Here is a 19,405-nt window from a genome sequence, read left to right as displayed (position 1 = left end):
CGTTCGGCCCCTCGGGGCCACCAATCCGTGGGGTTCGCTCGGCCTTTCGCCTGATCACCCACAGGAGCGAGACCAGAGGCCCGCCCACCGGCCACGCGGTTATGGTGTCCGGCATGGGGGTCAGTCCGCCGGTTCTTCGTGATGAGGCCGAGCAGAGCGTCACCGTCAGCGTGGATGCCGACGACGACGCCGCCATCTCCGTAATCACCGTGCGTGGCCGCTGGGACGCTCGGCTGCGTACCAGTGCCTCGGTCACGCTGCGTCGCTGCTTCACCGAACACCCGGACGCCCTGATCGTCGATCTGACCGGTCTGCTCGACCCGCACAGCGAGAGCGCCGCCGTCTGGGCGACGGCACAGCACGTCGCCGCCGGCCTGGAACCGCCCGTACACTTAGCCCTCTGCGTGCCTCCGGACCTGCCGCTGGCCGACCGGATGCAGGCTCTCGGGGCGGGCCGTTTCCTGCCGGTCTACGCGAAGGTGCGCCAGGCCCGGGTGGCGCTGGTCGGCCGGATACCCGGTGCGCAACGGGTGAGCGCCATCCTGTCGCCCGATCCGGACGCACCCAGCGTGGCCCGCAACCTGATCGGGGACGCCTGCCTGGAGTGGGGCCTCGGGCACCTGCTGCACCCGAGCCGGCTGGTGATGTCCGAACTGGTGACGAACGCGGTCGAGCACGCGCGTACCGAGATCCGGGTGGCGGTGACCCGGCGTGGCGCGGGGCTGCACCTGTCCGTGACCGACCGGGATCCGCGGCTGCCACAGATGATCCGGCTGACCCGGCCACGGCCGGACCTGCCGCTCGACGAGCGCGGCCGGGGCCTGCGCACGGTGCACAGCATCGCCACGCTGTGGGGTTCGACGCCCACCGAGGGCGGCAAGGTGGTGTGGGCGACGATCCGGGCTTCCGAGCCGTCGCCCACAGCGCCTAACGGGCCTCGATGATCATCCCGGCGCCGACCGTACGGTTGGTGGTCTCGTCGATCAGGATGAATCCGCCGGTCGTACGGTTACGCCGGTACTCGTCGGCGAGCAGCGGCACCGTGGTGCGCAGCTTGACCCGGCCGATCTCGTTGAGCGCCAGCTCGCCGGCCGTCTCGTCGCGGTGCAGCGTGTTCACGTCGAGCCGGTACTGAAGGCCGCGGACCACGGCACGGGCGGTCCGGGTGGTGTGTTTGATCGCGTACTTGCCGCCGACCCGCAGCGGTGCCGTCTCGTCCATCCAGCAGACCATCGCCTCGACGTCCTGGACCGGCGTGGGCGCGTTGTGCGGGCGGCAGATCATGTCACCGCGCGAGATGTCGATCTCGTCGGCCAGCCGGACCGTCACCGACATCGGCGGGAACGCCTCGTCGACCGGGCCGTCGGCGGTGTCGATCGACGAGATGGTGCTGGTCATGCCGGAGGGCAGGACCATCACGTCGTCGCCCGGCTTGAGGATGCCGGAGGCGACCTGGCCGGCGTAGCCGCGGTAGTCGGTGACCGTGGTCGACTGCGGGCGGATCACGTACTGCACCGGGAACCGCACGTCGACCAGGTTGCGGTCGCTGGCGATGTGCACGTGCTCCAGGTGGTGCAGCAGGGACGGGCCCTCGTACCACGGGGTGTTCTCCGACCGGGTGGCGATGTTGTCGCCGTTGAGCGCGGAGATCGGGATGATCGTCAGGTCGGGGGCGTCGAGTTTCGCCGCGAACGAGGTGAACTCGTCGGCGATCCGCTCGAAGACCTTCTGGTCCCAGTCGACCAGGTCCATCTTGTTGACGCACAGGACCAGGTGCGGCACCCGCAGCAGGCTGGTCAGGAAGGCGTGCCGGCGGGACTGCTCGACCAGGCCCTTGCGGGCGTCGACCAGGATCAGCGCCAGGTCGGCCGTGGACGCACCGGTCACCATGTTCCGGGTGTACTGAATGTGGCCCGGGGTGTCGGCGATGATGAACTTGCGCCGCGGCGTGGCGAAGTACCGGTACGCCACGTCGATGGTGATGCCCTGCTCCCGCTCGGCGCGCAGGCCGTCGGTGAGAAGAGCCAGGTTGGTGTACTCGTCGCCGCGGGACGCGCTGGCCGCCTCGACGGCCTCCAGCTGGTCCGCGAAGATCGTCTTGGTGTCGAACAGCAGCCGGCCGATGAGCGTGGACTTGCCGTCGTCGACGCTTCCGGCGGTGGCGAACCGCAGCAGGTCCATGCCGCGGGACGCGGCGGCGTCAGGCTCGAGAACTGCCTGGCTCATCAGAAGTAACCCTCTCGCTTGCGATCTTCCATCGCGGCCTCGCTGACCTTGTCGTCACCGCGGGTCGCGCCCCGCTCGGTGATCCGGGTCGCGGCGACCTCGTCGATCACCTTGTCGACGGTGTCGGCGTCGGAGAGCACGGCGGCGGTCTGCGACGCGTCACCGACCGTCCGGTACCGCACCCGGCGGACCTCGGACGTCTCACCGTCACGCAGCCGGATGAACTCGTTGACCGCGTAGAACATCCCACCGCGCTCGACGACCTCGCGGTCGTGGGCGTAGTAGATGCTCGGCAGCGGGATCTGCTCCTTGGCGATGTAGTGCCAGACGTCCAGCTCGGTCCAGTTGGAGAGCGGGAACACCCGGATCGACTCGCCCGGGTGGTGCCGGCCGTTGTAGAGCCCCCAGAGCTCGGGACGCTGGTTCTTCGGGTCCCACTGGCCGAACTCGTCGCGGAAGCTGAACATCCGCTCCTTGGCCCGGGCCTTCTCCTCGTCCCGCCGCGCGCCGCCGAACAAGGCGTCGAAGCGGTACTTCTCCACCGCGTTGAGCAGGACCGGAGTCTGGATGCGGTTGCGCGTGCCGTCGGGCAGCTCACGCACCAGGCCGGTGTCGATCGCCTCCTGCACGCTTGCCACGACCAGGTTGAGGCCGAGTGAGGCCACCCGGCGGTCGCGGTACTCGAGTACCTCGGGGAAGTTGTGACCGGTGTCGACGTGCATGACCGGGAACGGGATGCGCGCGGGGGCGAAAGCCTTCTCCGCGAGGCGCAGCATCACGATCGAGTCCTTGCCGCCGGAGAAGAGCAGCACGGGGCGCTCGAACTCGGCCATGACCTCCCGCATGACGAAGATGCTCTCGGCTTCGAGAGCATCCAGATGCGAGACGCGGTAGGGCTTCGTCTGGCTCATGGGTTCAGTCCCCAGACCTTTCGGGGGTTATCGGCCGGGCAGGGTTTTGCCGAGTCGTCATTGTTGCGGAAGATGCCTCTGGATCGCAGCAAGCAACCGAGGAGCGAGATCTTTGCGACAGACGACGAGGTCAGGAAGCTTGGGATCGGCCTGGTTGTAGGCCAGCGGGGAGCCGTCGAGGCGGGACGCGTGCAGGCCGGTGGCCAACGCCACGGCGGCCGGGGCGGCGGAGTCCCACTCGTACTGGCCGCCGGCGTGCACGTACGCGTCCGCCTCACCGCTGATCACCGCGGCGATCTTCACACCGGCCGAGCCCATCGGCACCAGCTCCGCGCCGATCTCCTCGGCGAGCGCGGTGACGAAGGCGGGCGGCCGGGTCCGGCTGGCCGCGATCCGGATCGCTCCCCCGGTCGCCGACTCCAGCGGCATCGGCGGGTAGGCCGGCGGCTTGTCGGTGGCGAGGGTGCAGTGCTGAGCCGGCATCGCCACGGCGCCCGCCGCAAGGCAGGACGGGTTCGACGAGTCGGCGGTCCAGAGCGCCACGTGCACGGCCCAGTCGGTACGGCCCTCCTCGGAGAACTCCCGGGTGCCGTCGAGCGGGTCGACGATCCAGACCCGCGAGGCGCCGAGCCGGTCCGGGCGTACTGAGGTCTGTTCGCCGTCCCGCCAGGCGACCCGGGCGTGCTCGTCCTCCTCGGAGAGCACTGCGTCGGCCGGACGCCAGCGGGCCAGCTCGGCACGCAGCAGATCGTGGGCGGCCTGGTCGCCGGCCGCCTTGAGGGCCTTCGGGTCGGCGTACCCCATCTCGTCGCGCACCTGGAGCAGCACCTGGCCGGCGCGATCCGCCAGCCAGCGGGCGAAGGCGGCGTCGATCACCGGCGGGGTGCCGTTCTCACCGGCGTCCCGCTGACCCGCAATGCGTGCCGACGTCTTCGTCTGCTCGCCCATCCTCTAGCTCCTCCTCGCCTTTCGGCAGGCTCGACCTTCAGTACGCGCCGGACGACCGCGCCACCGCGGTCACCGTCCTGAGCAGGATCACCAGATCCAGACTCAGGGACCAGTTCTCCACATAACGGAGGTCGAGCCGGACGGCTTCCTCCCAGGAGAGATCGGAACGCCCGGAGACCTGCCACAGACCGGTCATGCCGGGTTTGACTGCCAGCCTGCGCCGGACGTCGTCGGCATAGGCGGCAACCTCCGTCGGCAACGGCGGCCGTGGCCCGACCAGCGACATCTGCCCCGACAGGACGTTGAGCAGCTGCGGGAGCTCGTCCAGCGAGAACCTGCGCAACCACCGTCCGACCGGGGTGACCCGCGGGTCGTCGCGGATTTTGAAGAGCACACCGTCGTGCTCGTTGAGGTGCCTCAGCTCGTGCAACCGAGCCTCGGCGTCGACGTACATGCTGCGGAACTTGAACATCCGGAAATGACGGCCGTCACGTCCCACGCGCACTTGCCGAAAGAGTACCGGTCCCCGCGAGGTGAGTCCCACGCAGAGCGCCACGCTCAGGAGCACCGGACCGGAAAGGATCAGGAGCAGGAGTGCGCCTAAACGATCGACCACGTCCTTGACCAGGCGCGATCCACCGTGCAGCCGGGGATGTTCGACGTGCAGCATGGGCAGGCCGTCGAACGGCCGGATGGTGGTACGCGCTCCGGCGACGTCGACCAGCGCGCTGGCCACCACGAGGTCCACCTCGTCGCGCTCCAGCTGCCAGGCGAGCCGGCGTACCGCCGCACCGTCCAGTTCGGGGCAGCTGAGCACCACCACGGTGTCCGCGTCCGCCTGCACCACAGCGCTCGCCACGTCGTCGAACGTGCCGTAGACGGTCAGGTCGGCCATCCCGATCCCGTCGGCGTCCGGCGGCAGGCAGGCGCCGACCACCTCCAGGCCGTGGTACCGCTCGCGGCGCAGTTGCCGGGTGATCCCGATGACCGACAGCTCGTGTCCGACGACGATCACCCGACGGAGGTTGTCCCCACGGGTCCGGGCCAGGTGCAGCCGCTTGCGCAGCAGGAACCGCGACATCACCACCGTGGCGATCGCGACCGGGAGGGCGACCAGGACGTACGAGCGGGCCAGGTCCAGATCCAGGGCGTACGACACGACGGACGTACCGGCGATCAGGCCCACCCCGCCCCGGATCACCCGCTGGTACTCGTCGCTGCCGACGAAGAGGTAGCGCCGCTCGTAGGCCCGGCAGATCGCCAGGACGACCAGGAGGGCGACCGGCAGCAGCGCGGACAGGACGATGTATCCACGGTTGTACGCGGTCACCGCGTCCCCGAAGCGGACCATGAAGGTCACCACCCCGGCGACGATCCCGGCGACCAGGTCGGAGAGTACGAGCGCCCGGACGTACCGGCGTTCCCAGAGCTGCCGCCGCGACATCGCCGCGTGCCGGCCGCGCGCCCGGACGAACGGGCGGTTCGCGGCCCGGGCCGCCTGCGAGCGGCTGGGCCGGTCCGACCAGTGCCGCTCCATCGCGCGGTTCCGGGCCGGGTCGGGAGCGGAGCGTACGGTGCGCGGCGCGGCGTTGCGCGTCTCCGCGCCGGCCGGTGCCGGGCTCAGCGGCACACCTGGAGCGGGAATCTTGTTGAGACCGCTTCCCCGGCGGGGCGGATGCTGCGGGCCGTGGTTGCCGGGGGGATGATTCGCCGGGCCGTGCCCGGGCGGCGGAGCCGGCGGGACGCGCTCCGGCCGGATCACCGGAAGTACCACTGTCGGCTCGGTCAACGCGTCCGCCAGGCCCTCGGACACGTCCTGCGACATCCTCGAACCTCCCGTCACGTCGGCCGTCGCACCGATTCGCGTGCGTCCGTGTGACCAACGGACGGACGGTGGAGCGCGTCACGGTATGACTAGGCGGACAAAAAGACCCAAACGGATTTTTGATTTCGGCCCGCGGACATCAATTCCCGTGGTATTTGTTCTGCGCCCATTCGACGCCCTCGAGAACGATCGCCTCGACCACGTCGGCTGCCCGATCCACCAGGAAGTCCAGCTCCTTGCGCTCCACCGCGGAGAAGTCGGAGAGCACGTAATCGGCCGGATCCTGCCGTCCCGGGGGACGCCCGATCCCGAACCGCACCCGCGCGTAGTCCTTGGTCGCCAATGACTTCGACATCGAGCGCAGCCCGTTGTGCCCGCCCTCGCCTCCGCCGAGTTTCGCCCGAACCTGTCCGAACGGCACATCAAGCTCATCATGCACCGCGATCACATTCGCCACAGGAACTTTGAAGAACTGTGCCAGCGACACGACCGGGGCACCGGACAGGTTCATGTAGGTCAGTGGTTTCAGCAGGATCAGCCGCGGTCCGCCGAAGCCCAGCCGGCCCTCCGCCGCCTCGGCCTGCGCGCGCTTCGCCCGCCCGAACTTCCCGCCGATCCGGGAAGCCAGCAGGTCGGCCACCATGAAGCCCACGTTGTGCCGGTTGCCCGCATACTCCCGGCCCGGGTTTCCCAGGCCGACCACCAGCCAGGGCGCCTCGTCGCTCATACCTTCGCCTCCCGCATACACATCAGGGAAAGTGCCACCCGGCACTTTCCCTGATAACTGGCTTACCGCTGCTGCGCGACAGATTTACTCCGCGCTCTCGCCCTCGGTCTCGCCCTCGGCGGCGGCCTCGTCCTCGGCCGGCGCGACGGTCTGCGCCGCGTTGACGATCGCCAGCACGGTCTCGGGGTCCACCGCGAGCTCGGTGCCGCGCGGCAGCTGCACGTCGCCGGCGGTGACGTGCGAGCCGGCCTCGAGACCCTCGATCGACACCTCCAGCTCGGAGGGCAGGTGCAGCGCGTCGGCGACCACGGCGACCGTGTTCGACTCGTGCACGACGAGCGTGTTCTTGGCGGCCTCGCCGGTCAGCGTCACCGGAACGTCCACCTGGATCTTCTCGCCACGCTTCACGATGAGCAGGTCGACGTGCTCGAAAGTGTCCTTGATCGGGTCACGCTGGATCGCCTTCGGCAGGGCGAAGGTCGCGCCCGAGCCGCCGGCGATGTCGATCGTGAAAATCTGGTTGAGACCGCCGTGGCGGATGGCGGCCGCGAACTCACGGGCCGGCAGCGCGATGTGCTGCGGCTTCTCGCCGTGGCCGTACAGCACGGCGGGCACCAGGCCGGCCCGGCGCGTGCGGCGGGCACCACCCTTGCCGAACTCGGTACGGGGCTCGGCGCTGATCTTTACCTCGGACACGGGGAAACTCCTGAAACTCTTCGAAGCGGGCTGCGTCTAAGTCTGCGGCTGCGGTATCCGGCAGTGCTGCGGTGGTTTTTCGGCGCTGCCGGGCAAGATGGCGCGCGGGCGCGAACCCGGAGCACCGCGTCGATGACGGCGCCTCGAGCGGGCTGCGAACCTCAACAGCCCACGAAGCACCCTCGCCGTGGCAACCGCACTAGCTTACCTGCCACGATTGCGCATCATTCAGCGGGTCCGGCCACCTGACGGCGTCCGCAAAAAATCACTCCACGGATGCAACTTGCACCACAGGAGAAACAGGGCTCAGCTGAGACCACCGAACAAAGTGGTCACCGAGCCGTCGTCGAACACCTCACGGATCGCCCGGGCCAGCAACGGGGCGATCGACAACACGGTGATCTTGTCGAGTCGCTTCTCCGGCGAGAGCGGCAGCGTGTTCGTCACCACGAGTTCGCTGATCCGGCTGTTCTTCAGCCGCTCGGTGGCGGGGTCGGAGAGCAGCGCGTGGGTGGAGGCCACGATCACGTCGGCCGCGCCCTCCTCGAAGAGGATGTCCGCCGCCTTGGTGATCGTCCCACCGGTGTCGATCATGTCGTCGACGATCAGGCAGACCCGGCCCTCGACCTCGCCGACCACCCGGTTCGCCACCACCTGGTTCGGCTTCAGCGGGTCACGGGTCTTGTGGATGAAGGCCAGCGGGCAGCCGCCGAGGCGGTCGGTCCACCGCTCGGCCACCCGGACCCGGCCGGAGTCCGGCGCCACCACGGTCATCGGGCGGCCGGCGAACTTCTTCTGCACGTACTCGGCGAGGATGTCCATCGCGAACAGGTGGTCCACCGGGCCGTCGAAGAAGCCCTGGATCTGCGCGGTGTGCAGATCAACCGTGAGGATCCGGTTGGCGCCGGCGGTCTTGAGCAGGTCGGCGACCAGACGGGCGGAGATCGGCTCACGGCCGCGGTGCTTCTTGTCCTGCCGCGAGTACGGGTAGAACGGCAACACCACGGTGATCCGCTTCGCCGACCCACGCTTCAGCGCGTCGATCATGATGAGGGTCTCCATGACCCAGCGGTTCACCCCTTCGGTGACCGACTGGACCACGAAGGCGTCCGAGCCGCGCACCGACTCCTTGAATCGCACGAAAATCTCACCGTTGGCGAACTCGTACGAATCCGACGGCGTCGGCGCCACGCCGAGCACCTGGCCGATCTCCTCGGCCAGTTCCGGGAAACCCCGGCCGGAGAAGAGCATCAGACTCTTACGGTTCTCGGCGACGATGCTGCCCATCGGCTCGCTGCTCCCGTGTGATTAGGGGGTGGGTTCGCAGTGAAGTATCCCTTGCCGCAACGTAACCGCCACGTTTCGAGCCCGCCGGGTGGGATGGCTCACCCCGGCTGGATCACTCCTGCTCAGAGGTGATATCCGCGGCCTCGGCGGCGGCCGCCGAAACCGTCCCCGGGCGCTTGCGCGCAACCCAGCCCTCGATGTTGCGCTGCTGCGCCCGGGTCACCCCGAGGTTGCCGGCCGGGACGTCTTGCGCAACGGCGCTGCCGGCGGCCACGTACGCCCCCGGACCGATCTCCACCGGTGCGATGAGGACCGTGTCCGAGCCGACGAACGCCGCCTCGCCCACGACGGTCCGGCTCTTCCGTACCCCGTCGTAGTTGGCGAAGATCGTGCCGGCGCCGATGTTCGCCTTCGCGCCGATCGTCGCGTCGCCCACGTAGGTCAGGTGCGGCACCTTCGCGCCCTCGCCGAGCTCGGCGTTCTTCGCCTCGACGAAACCGCCGATCTTGGACTTGCGGGCCAGCGTGGTACCCGGCCGCAGGAAGGAGAACGGGCCGACCGTCGCCTCCGGACCGATCCGCGCCCCGATCGAGTGGGTACGCAGGACGGTCGCACCCTCGGCCACGGTGGTGTCGATGAGCGTGGTGTCCGGGCCGATCACCGCGTCCCGGGCCACCGTCGTAGTCCCGGAGAGCTTGCAGTTCTGCTCCACGACCGCGTCCGCCTCGAGCGTCACCGTCGCGTCGATCCAGGTGGTGGCCGGGTCGAGCAGCAGCACCCCGGAGCGCATCCAGGCGTCGTTGATCCGGTCCCGCATCAGGACCCGCAGCCGGGACAGCTCGGCCCGGTCGTTGCAGCCGAGCGTCTCGTACGCGAACTCGGCCACCTCGATCGCCACCGGGTGCCCCTGCGAGGCGAGGATCCCGAAGACGTCGGTCAGGTACTCCTCGCCCTGCGCGTTGTCCGTGGAGAGCTTGCCGAGAGCCTCGCGGAGCAGGACCGCGTCGAAGGCGTAGATCCCCGAGTTGATCTCGCGGATCCGGCGCTCCTCCTCAGTCGCGTCCTTCTGCTCGACGATCCGTTCGAGGTGGCCGTTCTTGTCCCGCACGACGCGGCCCAGACCGCCCGGCTCGGCCACCTCGGCGCTCAGCACCGTGGCCGCGGCGCCGGCCCGCTCGTGGGTGGTGAGCAGCGCCTCGACCGTCTCCGGCCGCAGCAGCGGAACGTCGCCGCTGAGCACCACCACGGTGCCGGTCAGCTCCGGGGCGGCGTCGAGCGCGATCCGGACCGCGTGACCGGTGCCGTTCTGCTCGGCCTGGAGGACCGGGGTGGCGTCCGGTGCGGCGTCGGCGAGGAACGCGCCCACCTGGTCGGCCTTGTGACCGACCACGACCAGGGTGCGGTCGGTGTGGATCGCGGAGGCCACGTGCAGGACGTGCCCGAGCAGAGTGCGGCCGAGAAGCGGCTGCAGCACCTTGGGCGTCGCGGACTTCATCCGCTTGCCCTCACCGGCGGCGAGGACGACAACGGTACGGCTGGGGGCCTGGCTCACGCGGCAACTCCATCGTTCGCAGTGGCATCTTGCGGGCGCGGCGTCACGTCAACCGCGTGCGACAAGTGGCTCGGCTGCCAGGACTCGAACCTGGAATGAGGGAACCAAAATCCCTAGTGTTGCCAATTACACCACAGCCGATCGGTCCGGTCGTCACACTAGCGCCCGGCGACCACCGCCCGAAGTCAGTATCCCAGTCCAGCCCGGCCCGGCCTGCGGGAGGGCGATGAGAGGGCGGCTGAGCAGCGGCGAGTCCATCGATCGAGTTGCCTTCACCATTTGCCAGGTCACGCAAGCCCGGACATCGAGGACGACTGTGGATCGCCTGGCAGGATAGGCCGGTGAGCGATCAGGGGGACCGCCGTACACCGGCGCCGCGAGTCCGCATGTCGGCCGCCCAGCGCCGGGAGCAGTTGATCGCGACCGGCCGGCAGCTCTTCGCCGAGCGCGGCTTCGACGGCACGAGCGTGGAGGAGGTGGCCGCCCGGGCGAAGGTGTCGAAACCGGTGGTGTACGAGCACTTCGGCGGCAAGGAGGGCCTCTACGCCGTCGTGGTCGACCGTGAGGTGCGGGCCCTGCTGGACCGGATCGCCACGGCGCTGACCGCGGGACACCCCCGGGAGCTGCTGGAACAGGCGGCCCTGGCGCTGCTCGACTACATCGAGGAGGAGCCGCACGGATTTCGCGTCCTGGTCCGGGAGTCGCCGGTGCTCTCCGCGGGCGGCAACTTCTCCAGCGTGATGAGCGACGTGGCGCACCAGGTGGAACACATTCTGGGCGCCGAGTTCAAGAACCGTGGCCTGGACCCCAAGGTCGCCGAGCTCTACGCGCAGGCGCTGGTCGGGATGGTGGCGCTGGTCGGGCAGTGGTGGCGGGAGGCACGCAAGCCGAAGAAGGAGATGGTTGCCGCGCACCTGGTCAACCTGGCCTGGAACGGTCTCTCCCACCTGGAGACCAAGCCCGGCCTGCTGACCCGCCGGGTCCGCTGAGCGGGCCCGGCGGTCAGACGCGGATCAGGCGGTCCGGCCCTCGCGCACCTGGCGCGGCGAACCGGCCTCCGCGGCCGGGACGACCTTGCTGTACAGGCTGATGGTGATCAGCAGCAGTCCGGCGATGTAGGTGACGACCACGGTGGAGACGCTGGCTCCGAAGAAGTTCGCGTCCGTCCGGATCACCGCCAGCGAGTAGCTGCCGAGCACCAGCAGCGCCCAGCCCAGGTACTTGTCGATCGCGACGTCGAGGTTGCGCCCGATCACCGTGCCGAGCAGCACCAGGCCACCGACGATCAGCGTGATGATCGACCAGAGCATGTTCGTCTCCTGGCCGAGCACCCGGACGCCGGTCTCGTTGGCGAACGGCTCGCCGGCCGTGTTGATCAGGCCGAGGATGCCGAAGGCCACCAGGTACCCGCCGGTGATGAAGCCGACCACGCGGTAGATCGGCCGCAGGGGGTGGTTGACCGGGTTGTGCGCCATGGTGTCCGTCTCCAAGGTCAGTTGTCTTCGGACCGATTCTCGCGTATCCCCCGCAAGCGGCGCAGGCACACCCCCCGGATCGGTGAGGCTTATTCGCGACGGTTGATACCGAGCACGCCGGTTGCGACCACAAAACTCAAGGTGGGTCGCGAATAAGCCTCAGTTTTGGGGCACCTGCTCGGCCAATTCCAGCCAGGCTTCCTCGGTCTGCGCCCGCTCCTGCTGCACCGCCTTGAGCTGCGCCTCCAGCTCGACCAGCTTGTCGTAGTCGCTGCCGTGCTCGGCCAGGCTCTCGTTGATCTTCGCTTCCCTCTCGGAGAGCTTGTCCATCTGCCGCTCCAGCCGCGCCAGATCCTTGCGAGCCTGGCGCAACTCACCCTGGGAGAGGCCCGGCGCGCTCTGCTGCGCCTCAACCCCCTTGCTGGGTACGCCCGGAGCACCCGGAACCGCAACCCGGGCGAGGTACTCGTCCACCCCGCCGGGCAGGTGCACCAACCGGCCGTCGCCGAACATCCCGTACGCCGTGTCGGTGACCCGCTCCACGAGATAACGGTCGTGGCTGGCCACCACCATCGTGCCCGGCCACGAGTCGAGCAGGTCCTCCAGCGAGGCCAGGGTGTCGGTGTCCAGGTCGTTCGTCGGCTCGTCGAGCAACAACACGTTCGGCTCGGTGGCGAGCAGGCGCAGCATCTGAAGACGGCGCCGCTCTCCGCCGGAGAGGTCGCTGACCGGAGTCCAGATCCGCTTGTCGGTGAAGCCGAACACCTCGGCGAGCTGGCCCGCCGACAGCTCCCGGTCACCCAGCTTGACCCGCTTGGCGACCTCCTCGACGGCCTCCAGCAGACGCAGGTGCCCGGGCAGCTCCTTGAGCTCCTGGGAGAGGAACGCCGCCCGGACCGTGGAACCGGTGACCAGTCGCCCGCCGTCCGGCTTCGTCACCCCGGCCAGCATCCGCAGCAGGGTGGTCTTGCCGGCGCCGTTGGCACCCAGGATGGCGATCCGGTCGCCGGGACCGACCTGCCAGGTCAGCTCCCCGAAGATCGGCTTGGGACCGGCGTTCAGGCTGACCTGCTCCAGGTCGTACACCTGCTTGCCGAGCCGGGTGGTCGCCAGTTTCTGCAGGCTGACGGTATCGCGGACCGGCGGGACGTCGGCGATCAACTCGTTCGCCGCGTCGATCCGGAACTTCGGCTTCGAGGTCCGGGCCGGCGGGCCGCGGCGCAGCCAGGCGATCTCCTTGCGCAACAGGTTCTGCCGGCGGGCCTCGACGGCGGCCGCCACCCGCTGCCGTTCCGCCCGGGCCAGCGTCCAGGCCGCGTAACCACCCTCGTAGGTGTGTACCTGCTCGTCCACGACCTCCCAGGTCGCGGTGCAGACCTCGTCGAGGAACCACCGGTCGTGCGTCACCACGAGCAGCGCGCCGCGTCGGGTGAGTAGATGTTTCGCCAGCCAGTCCACGCCGGCCACGTCGAGGTGGTTGGTGGGCTCGTCGAGGATCAGCAGGTCGCTCTCGCGGACCAGCAGCGCGGCGAGCGCGACCCGGCGGCGCTCGCCACCGGACATCGGGCCGACCGGCGTGTCCAGGCCGAGATAGCCCATGCCGAGGCCGTCCAGGATCAGGCGGACCCCGGAGTCACCGGCCCACTCGTGCTCGGCGCCCATCCCCTGCGGTAGCCAGGCGGTGCCGAGCACGACGTCCCGGACGGTCAGGTCACCGGCCAGGTTCAGGTTTTGCGGGAGGGCGGCGACCCGCAGGTCGCGCCGGTGGGTGACCCGGCCGGAGTCGGGCTCCTCGGTCTTGCCGATCAGTCGTAGAAGGGTGGACTTGCCGGCCCCGTTGAGACCGACGATGCCGATGCGGGCGTCGTCGTCCAGGCCGAGCGAGACGTCGGTGAGCAGCTGACCGGCGGCGCCGTAACCCTTGTTGACCCGGTCCAGGTTGATGATGTTGGCCACGATGCGGTCTAGATTACCCGCGCGCCCGGCTGCGGCCCGCGGGCGGTGACCGCTGCCCGGCACACCCCGGCCGCGTTCAGCCCGGCCGCGACCCGCTGCGCGTGCCCCGCGTCAGCGGCGAGGAAGACGCAGGTCGGCCCGGAGCCGGAGACGATGCCGGTGATCGCGCCCGCCTCGTGGCCCGCTTTCAGCACGTCGGCGAGCTGCGGGCGGAGCGAGAGCGCGGCCGGCTGAAGGTCGTTGCCGAGTGCGGCGCCGAGCACCTCGGGATCGCGCTGGCGCAGCGCGGCCATCAGATGGTCCGGCCCGCCCAACGGAGGCGGCGAGCACGAGCTCTCGCGCAGCACGTCCAGCTCGCGGTAGACCGCCGGGGTGGAGAGGCCGCCGTCGGCGATCGCCACCACCCAGTGCCAGGCGGTGGGGCGGGCCAGGATCGGACTGACCGCCTCGCCGTGGCCGGTGCCGAGCGCGGTGCCGCCGTGCAACAGGAACGGCACGTCGGAGCCGAGCTGGGCGCCCACCTCGGCGAGCTCGTCGCGGGACATGCCGAGGCCCCAGAGCATGTCGCAGGCGATGAGCGTGGCGGCGGCGTCGGCGCTGCCGCCGGCCAGACCGCCGGCCAGCGGGATCGACTTGCGCAGGTGCAACCGCGCATATGCCGGGACGCGGCCGCGGGCGGCGAGTGCTCGCGCGGCCCGGATGATCAGGTTGCTCTCGTCCAGCGCCAGGTCGCCGGTGCCCTCGCCCTCCATGGTGAGCGTGAGCGTGTCACCGCGCCGGGCGGTGAGCTCGTCGAAGAGGCTGATCGCGTGGTAGACGGTGTTCAGCTCGTGATAGCCGTCCGGCCGCAGCGGACCCACCCCGAGATGCAGGTTGATCTTCGCGGGAACACGCACCTTGACCGGACCGTGGTGCGGGCGCGGCTCGTCGTCGTCCGGTCCCCAGGCCTCTGTCACGGAGTGACGTCCCGGATCGGAGCTTCACCCACAGGTTCCCCGGTCATGAGTCTCTCCTCGGGCTCTGCGTCGGACGGGCTGAGCTTACCGCCGTACCCCGACAGTTTCGCCGCCGCCGCGATCGCGACGAACTCACCCACCGTGAGCGCCTCACCACGCGCCTGCGGGCTGATTCCGGCCGCGCGCAACACCTGCTCGGCCCGGTCCGGGCCGCCGGCCCAGCCGGCCAGCGCGGCGCGCAGGGTCTTGCGGCGCTGCGCGAACGCCGCGTCCACCACCGCGAAGACCTCGGCCCGCCCGGCACCCTCCGGCGGGGTCCGCCGGGTGAAGGCGACCAGGCCGGAATCCACGTTGGGCACCGGCCAGAACACCGCGGGCGGGACCTTGCCGGCCGGCCTGGCCTCCGCGTACCAGGCCAGCTTCACCGACGGGATGCCGTAGACCTTGGAGCCGGGACCGGCGGTGAGCCGGTCGGCGACCTCCTTCTGCACCATGACCAGCCCGCCGCGCAGGGTGGGCAACTCGGCGAGCAGGTGCAGCACCACCGGCACCGCGACGTTGTAGGGCAGGTTCGCCACCAGCATGGTCGGCGCCGGGTCGAACCGGTCGCCGGTCACCCGGAGCGCGTCGGCGGGGTGCACGGTGAGGTGCGCGGCCGAGACGGTGTCCGGCAGGGCGGCCGCCAGCGTCGGGTCGATCTCCACCGCGTGCACGTGCCGGACCGCGTCGACCAGGCCGAGGGTGAGCGAACCGAGGCCGGGACCGACCTCCAGGGCGACGTCGTCGGGGCGCAGGCCGGCCGCGGCGACGATCCGCCGGATGGTGTTCGGGTCGTGCAGGAAGTTCTGGCCGAGCTTCTTGGTCGGCGCCACGCCGAGACGAGCGGCGAGCTCCCGGATCTCCGCCGGGCCGAGAAGCGAACTCTTCTCCACCTGGCCGGAGCCCCGGTGCCCGGGTTGAGAGAGATTCGGTGAGTCAGCCATGCCCAGAGCCTAAGGCGGAGGCCTCCCCCTGCTGGACACCGCCGGGTAGTAATGGTTCATGACCGAGTTGCTGGTGCTTCGCGGTGTGGTGGAGGCGGCACCGGACCGGGTCGCCGCGGTGTTGCTCGACGTGCTGCCGGGTGGCCGCTCCCCGCTCGCCACCGCCGGCACGATCGAGCACTCCGACGGCGACGAGTTCGTGATGGTCCGGGACGGCAGCCGGATCACGGTGACCGTGGACCGGGCCGCGCGTTCGGTCACCCAGCAGGGCGAGTGGTGGTACCGCGGTGTCACCAGCGTGGAGCCGGACCAGCGCGGCTCCCAGGTGGTGCATCGCATCTTCAACATCGCGCCCGGGCACCGCTGGGCGGTCCGGATGGTCTCGCGCGGCCCGTTGCACGCGGCACCCACCGCCTTCGCGACCCAGCTCGAGCAACTCAGCCGGGAGCTGGGCGTGGCCGCCTGGGTCGAGCTCGACTGATCAGCTACCAGGCCCCGAAGACCCGCTCGCCGTTCGCCGAGATCGCCGCGCAGAGCTCGTCGACGTCGGCGCCCCGCACCTCGGCGAGTGCCCGCACGGTCAACGGGATCAGGTAGGACGCGTTCGGCCGCCCGCGGTGCGGCGTCGGTGTCAGATACGGCGCGTCGGTCTCCACCATCATCTGCTCCGGCGGCGTGATCACGGCCGCCTCACGCAGGCTCCCCGCACTGGCGAAGGTGACCGTCCCGGCGAAACTCAGGTAGTAGCCGCGGCGTACGCACTCGGCGGCGAACTCCGCGTCGCCGGAGAAGCAGTGCAGGACCACAGTGTCCGGAGCGCCCTCCGAGTCCAGCACCCGGAGCACGTCGTCGTGGGCGTCCCGGTCGTGGATGATCAGCGCCTTGCCGTACCGCTTCGCGATGGCGATGTGCGCCCGGAAGCTCTCCTCCTGGGCGGCGCGGCCCTCCGCACCGGTCCGGAAGGTGTCCAGGCCGGTCTCCCCGATGCCGCGCACCCGGGGCCGGGCCGCGAGCGCCTCGATCTCGCGCAGCGCGCCGTCCAGATCGGAGAGGCGGGGCGCGTCGTTCGGGTGCAGCGCCACCGTGGCCAGCACCGAGTCGTGCCGATCGGCCAGGTCGGCGCCCCAGCGCGACGAGTCGACGTCCACTCCCACCTGAACGAGCCGGTCCACGCCGCTCTTCGCCGCGGCGGTGATCAATGCGTCGATCGGGTCGCCCGCTCCGCCGCCCGGAACACCGGCCTCCTGGACCGTCAGGTCGAGGTGGGTGTGGCTGTCGAAGACCGGCACCGCGAGCGGCTCCGGAGCCGGCGGGAACTCACCGGCCCGGCGGGAGCTCTTGGCGCGACGCGATTCGGATGGTGATGGCATGTGAGACATTGTGCACGTCGCATTTTTCGGTAACCGGCCGTTCATCCGGTATCCACCGGCGTCACTTAAGTTGCGCCGCGTGACCGTGACCGGTGAGGACAGTGATCTCGGCGCCGACCCGCTGGACCCGCCCCTGATGGCTCCGCTGCGCCGCGACCTGAGCTGGCAACAGGTGCAGTCGATGAGCCAGTCCGCGGTGTACCGGGAAGATCCGGAGCTGCGCCGGATCCGGGACACCGCGGCGATCCGCCGGGGCACCCGGATGACCAAGGTGCTCTCCGCGGCCCAGGTCGCCGGGCACCTGGGCGGCTGGCTGCCGTACGGCTTCTGCTACCGGTCCTGCGACATCGCCCACCTGCGCGAGCCGGAGCAGCTGACCCTGTTGCGCACCGACGGCGCCGCCGACGACCGGGTGGCTTTCGCGCTGCGCTGGCGAGCCACCGACCCGCTCGACTTCGAGATCCCGGCGGAACCCGCGCAGCCCGGTCTGGCCGCGCTGCCGGCCCACTCCCGGATCGGCGCGATGGTGCTCGGCACCGGGTTCACCCCGAGCACCGACGACCTGATCCCGGAGTTCGTCACCAGCGGCTTCGCCGACCTTCCGCTGCCGGCCAACGCGCAGCTGCTGGCGTACGTGCCGGGCGGGGACGAGGTGGTGCTCTACACGTACCAGCCGGAACAGCACGGCTGGCTGCGGCTGGCCGGGCCGCGCTGGCGTGGCCTGCTCGGCGAGATCCCGGGAGGCAGCCCGGACCGGGAGTACGTGCCGTGCACCGCGGCCGGCTCCGCGCGGCTGATCGGCCGGATCAACGACCAGGAGCACGAGGCGGTGGCCGATCCGCCGGGCGAGTTCCGGGTACGTGCCCTCACCCGGGCCGCCCGCTACCCGGTGCAGACGCTGAGCCGCCGGGCCGAACAGGCCGTCTGGCGCGGGGCCGCCTGCTGGGTGCTTCAGCGCGACGAGACCTGGGCCCGGCTGCGGCTGCTCCGCCCGGACGCCGAGGCGATCAACCGGACCGGGGCCCGCTGCTACGAGCGGGGCGTATACGAGGCGTGGGCGGCGGTGGACGAGCTGACCGACCATCACCTGGCGGATCTCGCGTACCAGCTCTGAGGACATGCAAAAAGGGGCCGGCTTTCGCCGGCCCCTTTCACGTTGCCCAGGTCAGCTGGTCAGCTTGGCCTGGCGGACCTTGACGGTGCTGTTGTCGGCGAAGTCCACCGCGTACGCGCTGACCACGATGTGGCCCTTGGTGAGACCGCTGGGGAGCTTCAGCGACCACTTACCCTTGGTGACCTTCACCTTGAAGTACTTGCAGTTCTTGTTGAAGGAGTTGTCGGTGGTGTACCGCTTCCACTTCGTCTTCGAGGTCATGCAGTAGGTCTTGCCGTTGACCACGCGGATCGCGGTGGCTCCGACCTCGAACAGGCCGGAGTGCTTGTCGCTGGCGGTGCCCCGGACGGTACGCCAGGAGCTGACCTTGCTCGGCTTGCTCGGCTTGGTGATCTTGAGAAGCGGCAGGTAGGGGTCCCGCAGCACGTTGATCGTGCCGGCGTTGATGTAGGACGAGCCGCCGTTCTTGTTGAAGAGCCGGACCCGCACGACGCGCTTGCCGCTGATCTTGCTGTTCGCCGGGTTGCCCTCGAAGTAGAGGATGAAGCCGGTAACCGCACCGTTCTTCGCCTTGTGGCCGCTGTAGGTGCCGTCGCCCCAGTCAACCCGGAAGCTGGTGGTGCCGACCGGGAGCTTGCTGACGTTCACGTTGAACGGCACACCCTGGTACACGGTGGACTTGCTCAGCGAGAACTTGCCCGGGACGACGACGCTGACGACCGGACCGGTCAGCGTGGTCGAGTTGTTGGCCTTGTCGACCAGCAGCTCGGTGACCGTGAACTTGCCGGCCCTGGTGTAGGTCTTCGTCGCGACGTTCACACCGGCGGCGAGCACGGTCGTGGTGCCGTCACCCCAGTTGATCGTCCGGGCGACGTTCGCCGCCCCGGCGTTGTCCGTGACCGTGGTCTGGCTGAAGGCGACCGACTGGCCGATCCAGATCGAGGCCAGGTTCAGCTTGAACGAGCCGGTGGGCTTGATGGTGTCGGGAGTCGACGGGTTGCCCGACGACGGAACGACCGACGGCGGGGCGACCGAGGGCGGCGCCACCGAGGGCGGGGCAACGGACGGCGGGGCGACCGACGGCGGGGCGTCCGAGGGCGGCGCCACCGACGGCGGAGCGACCGACGGCGGAGCGACGGACGGCGGGGCGTCCGACGGGGGCACCGGCGTGTCCGACTCCGTGGCGACAGGTGCCTTCAACGGGGTGCCGGCGGAGGCCGGCGACGTGTAGATCGCGCCACCTGCGACCAGCGCGCCACTGACGAGCGCCGCCAGAAGGGGGCGCGAGAGACGTGGGTTCAACGAAACTCCTTCGAGGGGTGGATCCACACGAAGGACGGACGTCACAGCTGGTAACCACGCCGAAACGCAGCCGTACC

At 70.0% G+C, this 19,405-nt stretch carries 18 protein-coding genes and 1 tRNA gene; 4 read left to right on the top strand and 15 right to left on the bottom strand.

Annotated features, from left to right (window positions below; all coding sequences use genetic code 11):
• Window positions 1-113 precede the first annotated feature (113 nt).
• Window positions 114-944, top strand: a complete 831-nt coding sequence (locus tag I4J89_RS08910; RefSeq protein WP_230858632.1) for an ATP-binding protein — start codon at window positions 114-116, stop codon at window positions 942-944.
• Here the strand turns inward: I4J89_RS08910 and cysN are convergent.
• The 9 genes from cysN to I4J89_RS08865 form a co-directional block, all read right to left on the bottom strand.
• A complete protein-coding gene (gene cysN, locus I4J89_RS08905; protein WP_196413397.1) occupies window positions 928-2,226 on the bottom strand; it encodes a sulfate adenylyltransferase subunit CysN in 1,299 nt (432 codons plus the stop codon). The two genes, I4J89_RS08910 and cysN, sit on opposite strands and share 17 nt — an antisense overlap.
• Window positions 2,226-3,137 carry a sulfate adenylyltransferase subunit CysD gene (gene cysD, locus I4J89_RS08900; protein WP_196413396.1) on the bottom strand — a complete coding sequence of 304 codons (912 nt, stop codon included), beginning with the start codon at window positions 3,135-3,137 and terminating at the stop codon, window positions 2,226-2,228. Before cysD ends, cysN begins: the two co-directional genes overlap by 1 nt.
• 57 nt (window positions 3,138-3,194) lie before the next feature.
• Entirely contained in the window at window positions 3,195-4,085 is an 891-nt protein-coding gene (locus tag I4J89_RS08895) for a 3'(2'),5'-bisphosphate nucleotidase CysQ (RefSeq protein ID WP_196413395.1), read from the bottom strand.
• Window positions 4,086-4,122: 37 nt separating this feature from the next.
• Entirely contained in the window at window positions 4,123-5,910 is a 1,788-nt protein-coding gene (locus I4J89_RS08890; protein ID WP_196413394.1) for a sugar transferase, read from the bottom strand.
• Window positions 5,911-6,049: 139 nt separating this feature from the next.
• A complete protein-coding gene (gene pth, locus I4J89_RS08885; protein ID WP_196413862.1) occupies window positions 6,050-6,637 on the bottom strand; it encodes an aminoacyl-tRNA hydrolase in 588 nt (195 codons plus the stop codon).
• Between the two features lie 84 nt (window positions 6,638-6,721).
• Entirely contained in the window at window positions 6,722-7,333 is a 612-nt protein-coding gene (locus tag I4J89_RS08880) for a 50S ribosomal protein L25/general stress protein Ctc (RefSeq protein ID WP_196413393.1), read from the bottom strand.
• Window positions 7,334-7,639: 306 nt separating this feature from the next.
• Complete coding sequence (locus I4J89_RS08875) at window positions 7,640-8,620, bottom strand: ribose-phosphate diphosphokinase (RefSeq protein WP_196413392.1); 981 nt, start codon at window positions 8,618-8,620, stop codon at window positions 7,640-7,642.
• A 112-nt stretch (window positions 8,621-8,732) separates the two neighbouring features.
• Window positions 8,733-10,172 (bottom strand): bifunctional UDP-N-acetylglucosamine diphosphorylase/glucosamine-1-phosphate N-acetyltransferase GlmU, encoded by a 1,440-nt coding sequence (glmU, locus tag I4J89_RS08870; RefSeq protein ID WP_196413391.1) that lies wholly within the window; start codon window positions 10,170-10,172, stop codon window positions 8,733-8,735.
• Between the two features lie 66 nt (window positions 10,173-10,238).
• Window positions 10,239-10,313, bottom strand: a tRNA-Gln gene (locus I4J89_RS08865).
• Window positions 10,314-10,558: 245 nt separating this feature from the next.
• On the opposite strand from I4J89_RS08865, the gene I4J89_RS08860 reads away from it, so the two are divergent.
• Window positions 10,559-11,161, top strand: a complete 603-nt coding sequence (locus tag I4J89_RS08860; RefSeq protein WP_196413861.1) for a TetR/AcrR family transcriptional regulator — start codon at window positions 10,559-10,561, stop codon at window positions 11,159-11,161.
• Between the two features lie 24 nt (window positions 11,162-11,185).
• Here I4J89_RS08860 and I4J89_RS08855 read toward each other — a convergent pair whose 3' ends face one another.
• From I4J89_RS08855 to rsmA, 4 genes are all read right to left on the bottom strand, one after another.
• Window positions 11,186-11,647 carry a DUF4383 domain-containing protein gene (locus tag I4J89_RS08855; protein ID WP_196413860.1) on the bottom strand — a complete coding sequence of 154 codons (462 nt, stop codon included), beginning with the start codon at window positions 11,645-11,647 and terminating at the stop codon, window positions 11,186-11,188.
• A gap of 159 nt (window positions 11,648-11,806) precedes the next feature.
• On the bottom strand, window positions 11,807-13,603 hold the full coding sequence (locus I4J89_RS08850) for an ABC-F family ATP-binding cassette domain-containing protein (RefSeq protein WP_196413390.1): 1,797 nt from the start codon (window positions 13,601-13,603) through the stop codon (window positions 11,807-11,809).
• Window positions 13,604-13,611: 8 nt separating this feature from the next.
• The gene (locus I4J89_RS08845) at window positions 13,612-14,559 is read right to left on the bottom strand and encodes a 4-(cytidine 5'-diphospho)-2-C-methyl-D-erythritol kinase (protein ID WP_196413389.1); all 948 of its coding nucleotides are present in this window, start codon (window positions 14,557-14,559) and stop codon (window positions 13,612-13,614) included.
• Window positions 14,556-15,542 carry a 16S rRNA (adenine(1518)-N(6)/adenine(1519)-N(6))-dimethyltransferase RsmA gene (rsmA, locus tag I4J89_RS08840; protein ID WP_230858631.1) on the bottom strand — a complete coding sequence of 329 codons (987 nt, stop codon included), beginning with the start codon at window positions 15,540-15,542 and terminating at the stop codon, window positions 14,556-14,558. Before rsmA ends, I4J89_RS08845 begins: the two co-directional genes overlap by 4 nt.
• Before the next feature lie 58 nt (window positions 15,543-15,600).
• On the opposite strand from rsmA, the gene I4J89_RS08835 reads away from it, so the two are divergent.
• A complete protein-coding gene (locus I4J89_RS08835; protein WP_196413388.1) occupies window positions 15,601-16,023 on the top strand; it encodes a hypothetical protein in 423 nt (140 codons plus the stop codon).
• A gap of 4 nt (window positions 16,024-16,027) precedes the next feature.
• Here the strand turns inward: I4J89_RS08835 and I4J89_RS08830 are convergent, their stop codons facing one another.
• Window positions 16,028-16,921 (bottom strand): TatD family hydrolase, encoded by an 894-nt coding sequence (locus I4J89_RS08830; RefSeq protein ID WP_196413387.1) that lies wholly within the window; start codon window positions 16,919-16,921, stop codon window positions 16,028-16,030.
• 70 nt (window positions 16,922-16,991) lie between these two features.
• Between I4J89_RS08830 and I4J89_RS08825 the strand changes: the two genes are divergently transcribed.
• Window positions 16,992-18,026 carry a hypothetical protein gene (locus I4J89_RS08825; RefSeq protein ID WP_196413386.1) on the top strand — a complete coding sequence of 345 codons (1,035 nt, stop codon included), beginning with the start codon at window positions 16,992-16,994 and terminating at the stop codon, window positions 18,024-18,026.
• A 51-nt stretch (window positions 18,027-18,077) separates the two neighbouring features.
• Here the strand turns inward: I4J89_RS08825 and I4J89_RS08820 are convergent, their stop codons facing one another.
• Window positions 18,078-19,328 carry a hypothetical protein gene (locus tag I4J89_RS08820; RefSeq protein ID WP_196413385.1) on the bottom strand — a complete coding sequence of 417 codons (1,251 nt, stop codon included), beginning with the start codon at window positions 19,326-19,328 and terminating at the stop codon, window positions 18,078-18,080.
• Window positions 19,329-19,405: the final 77 nt, after the last annotated feature.

It is taken from the genome of Actinoplanes aureus (genome assembly GCF_015704865.1).
Classification (GTDB): domain Bacteria; phylum Actinomycetota; class Actinomycetes; order Mycobacteriales; family Micromonosporaceae; genus Actinoplanes; species Actinoplanes aureus.
Note: the sequence above shows the minus strand (reverse complement) of the source record. Positions and strands in the feature narration are given on the sequence as shown.

Coding starts and splice junctions, on each gene's coding strand:
- pth (WP_196413862.1), bottom strand. CDS start 6,637: ATGAGCGACGAGGCGCCCTGGCTGGTGGTCGGCCTGGGAAACCCGGGC.
- I4J89_RS08855 (WP_196413860.1), bottom strand. CDS start 11,647: ATGGCGCACAACCCGGTCAACCACCCCCTGCGGCCGATCTACCGCGTG.
- I4J89_RS08860 (WP_196413861.1), top strand. CDS start 10,559: ATGTCGGCCGCCCAGCGCCGGGAGCAGTTGATCGCGACCGGCCGGCAG.
- rsmA (WP_230858631.1), bottom strand. CDS start 15,542: ATGGCTGACTCACCGAATCTCTCTCAACCCGGGCACCGGGGCTCCGGC.
- cysN (WP_196413397.1), bottom strand. CDS start 2,226: ATGAGCCAGGCAGTTCTCGAGCCTGACGCCGCCGCGTCCCGCGGCATG.
- I4J89_RS08875 (WP_196413392.1), bottom strand. CDS start 8,620: ATGGGCAGCATCGTCGCCGAGAACCGTAAGAGTCTGATGCTCTTCTCC.
- I4J89_RS08890 (WP_196413394.1), bottom strand. CDS start 5,910: ATGTCGCAGGACGTGTCCGAGGGCCTGGCGGACGCGTTGACCGAGCCG.
- cysD (WP_196413396.1), bottom strand. CDS start 3,137: ATGAGCCAGACGAAGCCCTACCGCGTCTCGCATCTGGATGCTCTCGAA.
- I4J89_RS08910 (WP_230858632.1), top strand. CDS start 114: ATGGGGGTCAGTCCGCCGGTTCTTCGTGATGAGGCCGAGCAGAGCGTC.
- I4J89_RS08895 (WP_196413395.1), bottom strand. CDS start 4,085: ATGGGCGAGCAGACGAAGACGTCGGCACGCATTGCGGGTCAGCGGGAC.
- I4J89_RS08835 (WP_196413388.1), top strand. CDS start 15,601: ATGACCGAGTTGCTGGTGCTTCGCGGTGTGGTGGAGGCGGCACCGGAC.
- I4J89_RS08830 (WP_196413387.1), bottom strand. CDS start 16,921: ATGTCTCACATGCCATCACCATCCGAATCGCGTCGCGCCAAGAGCTCC.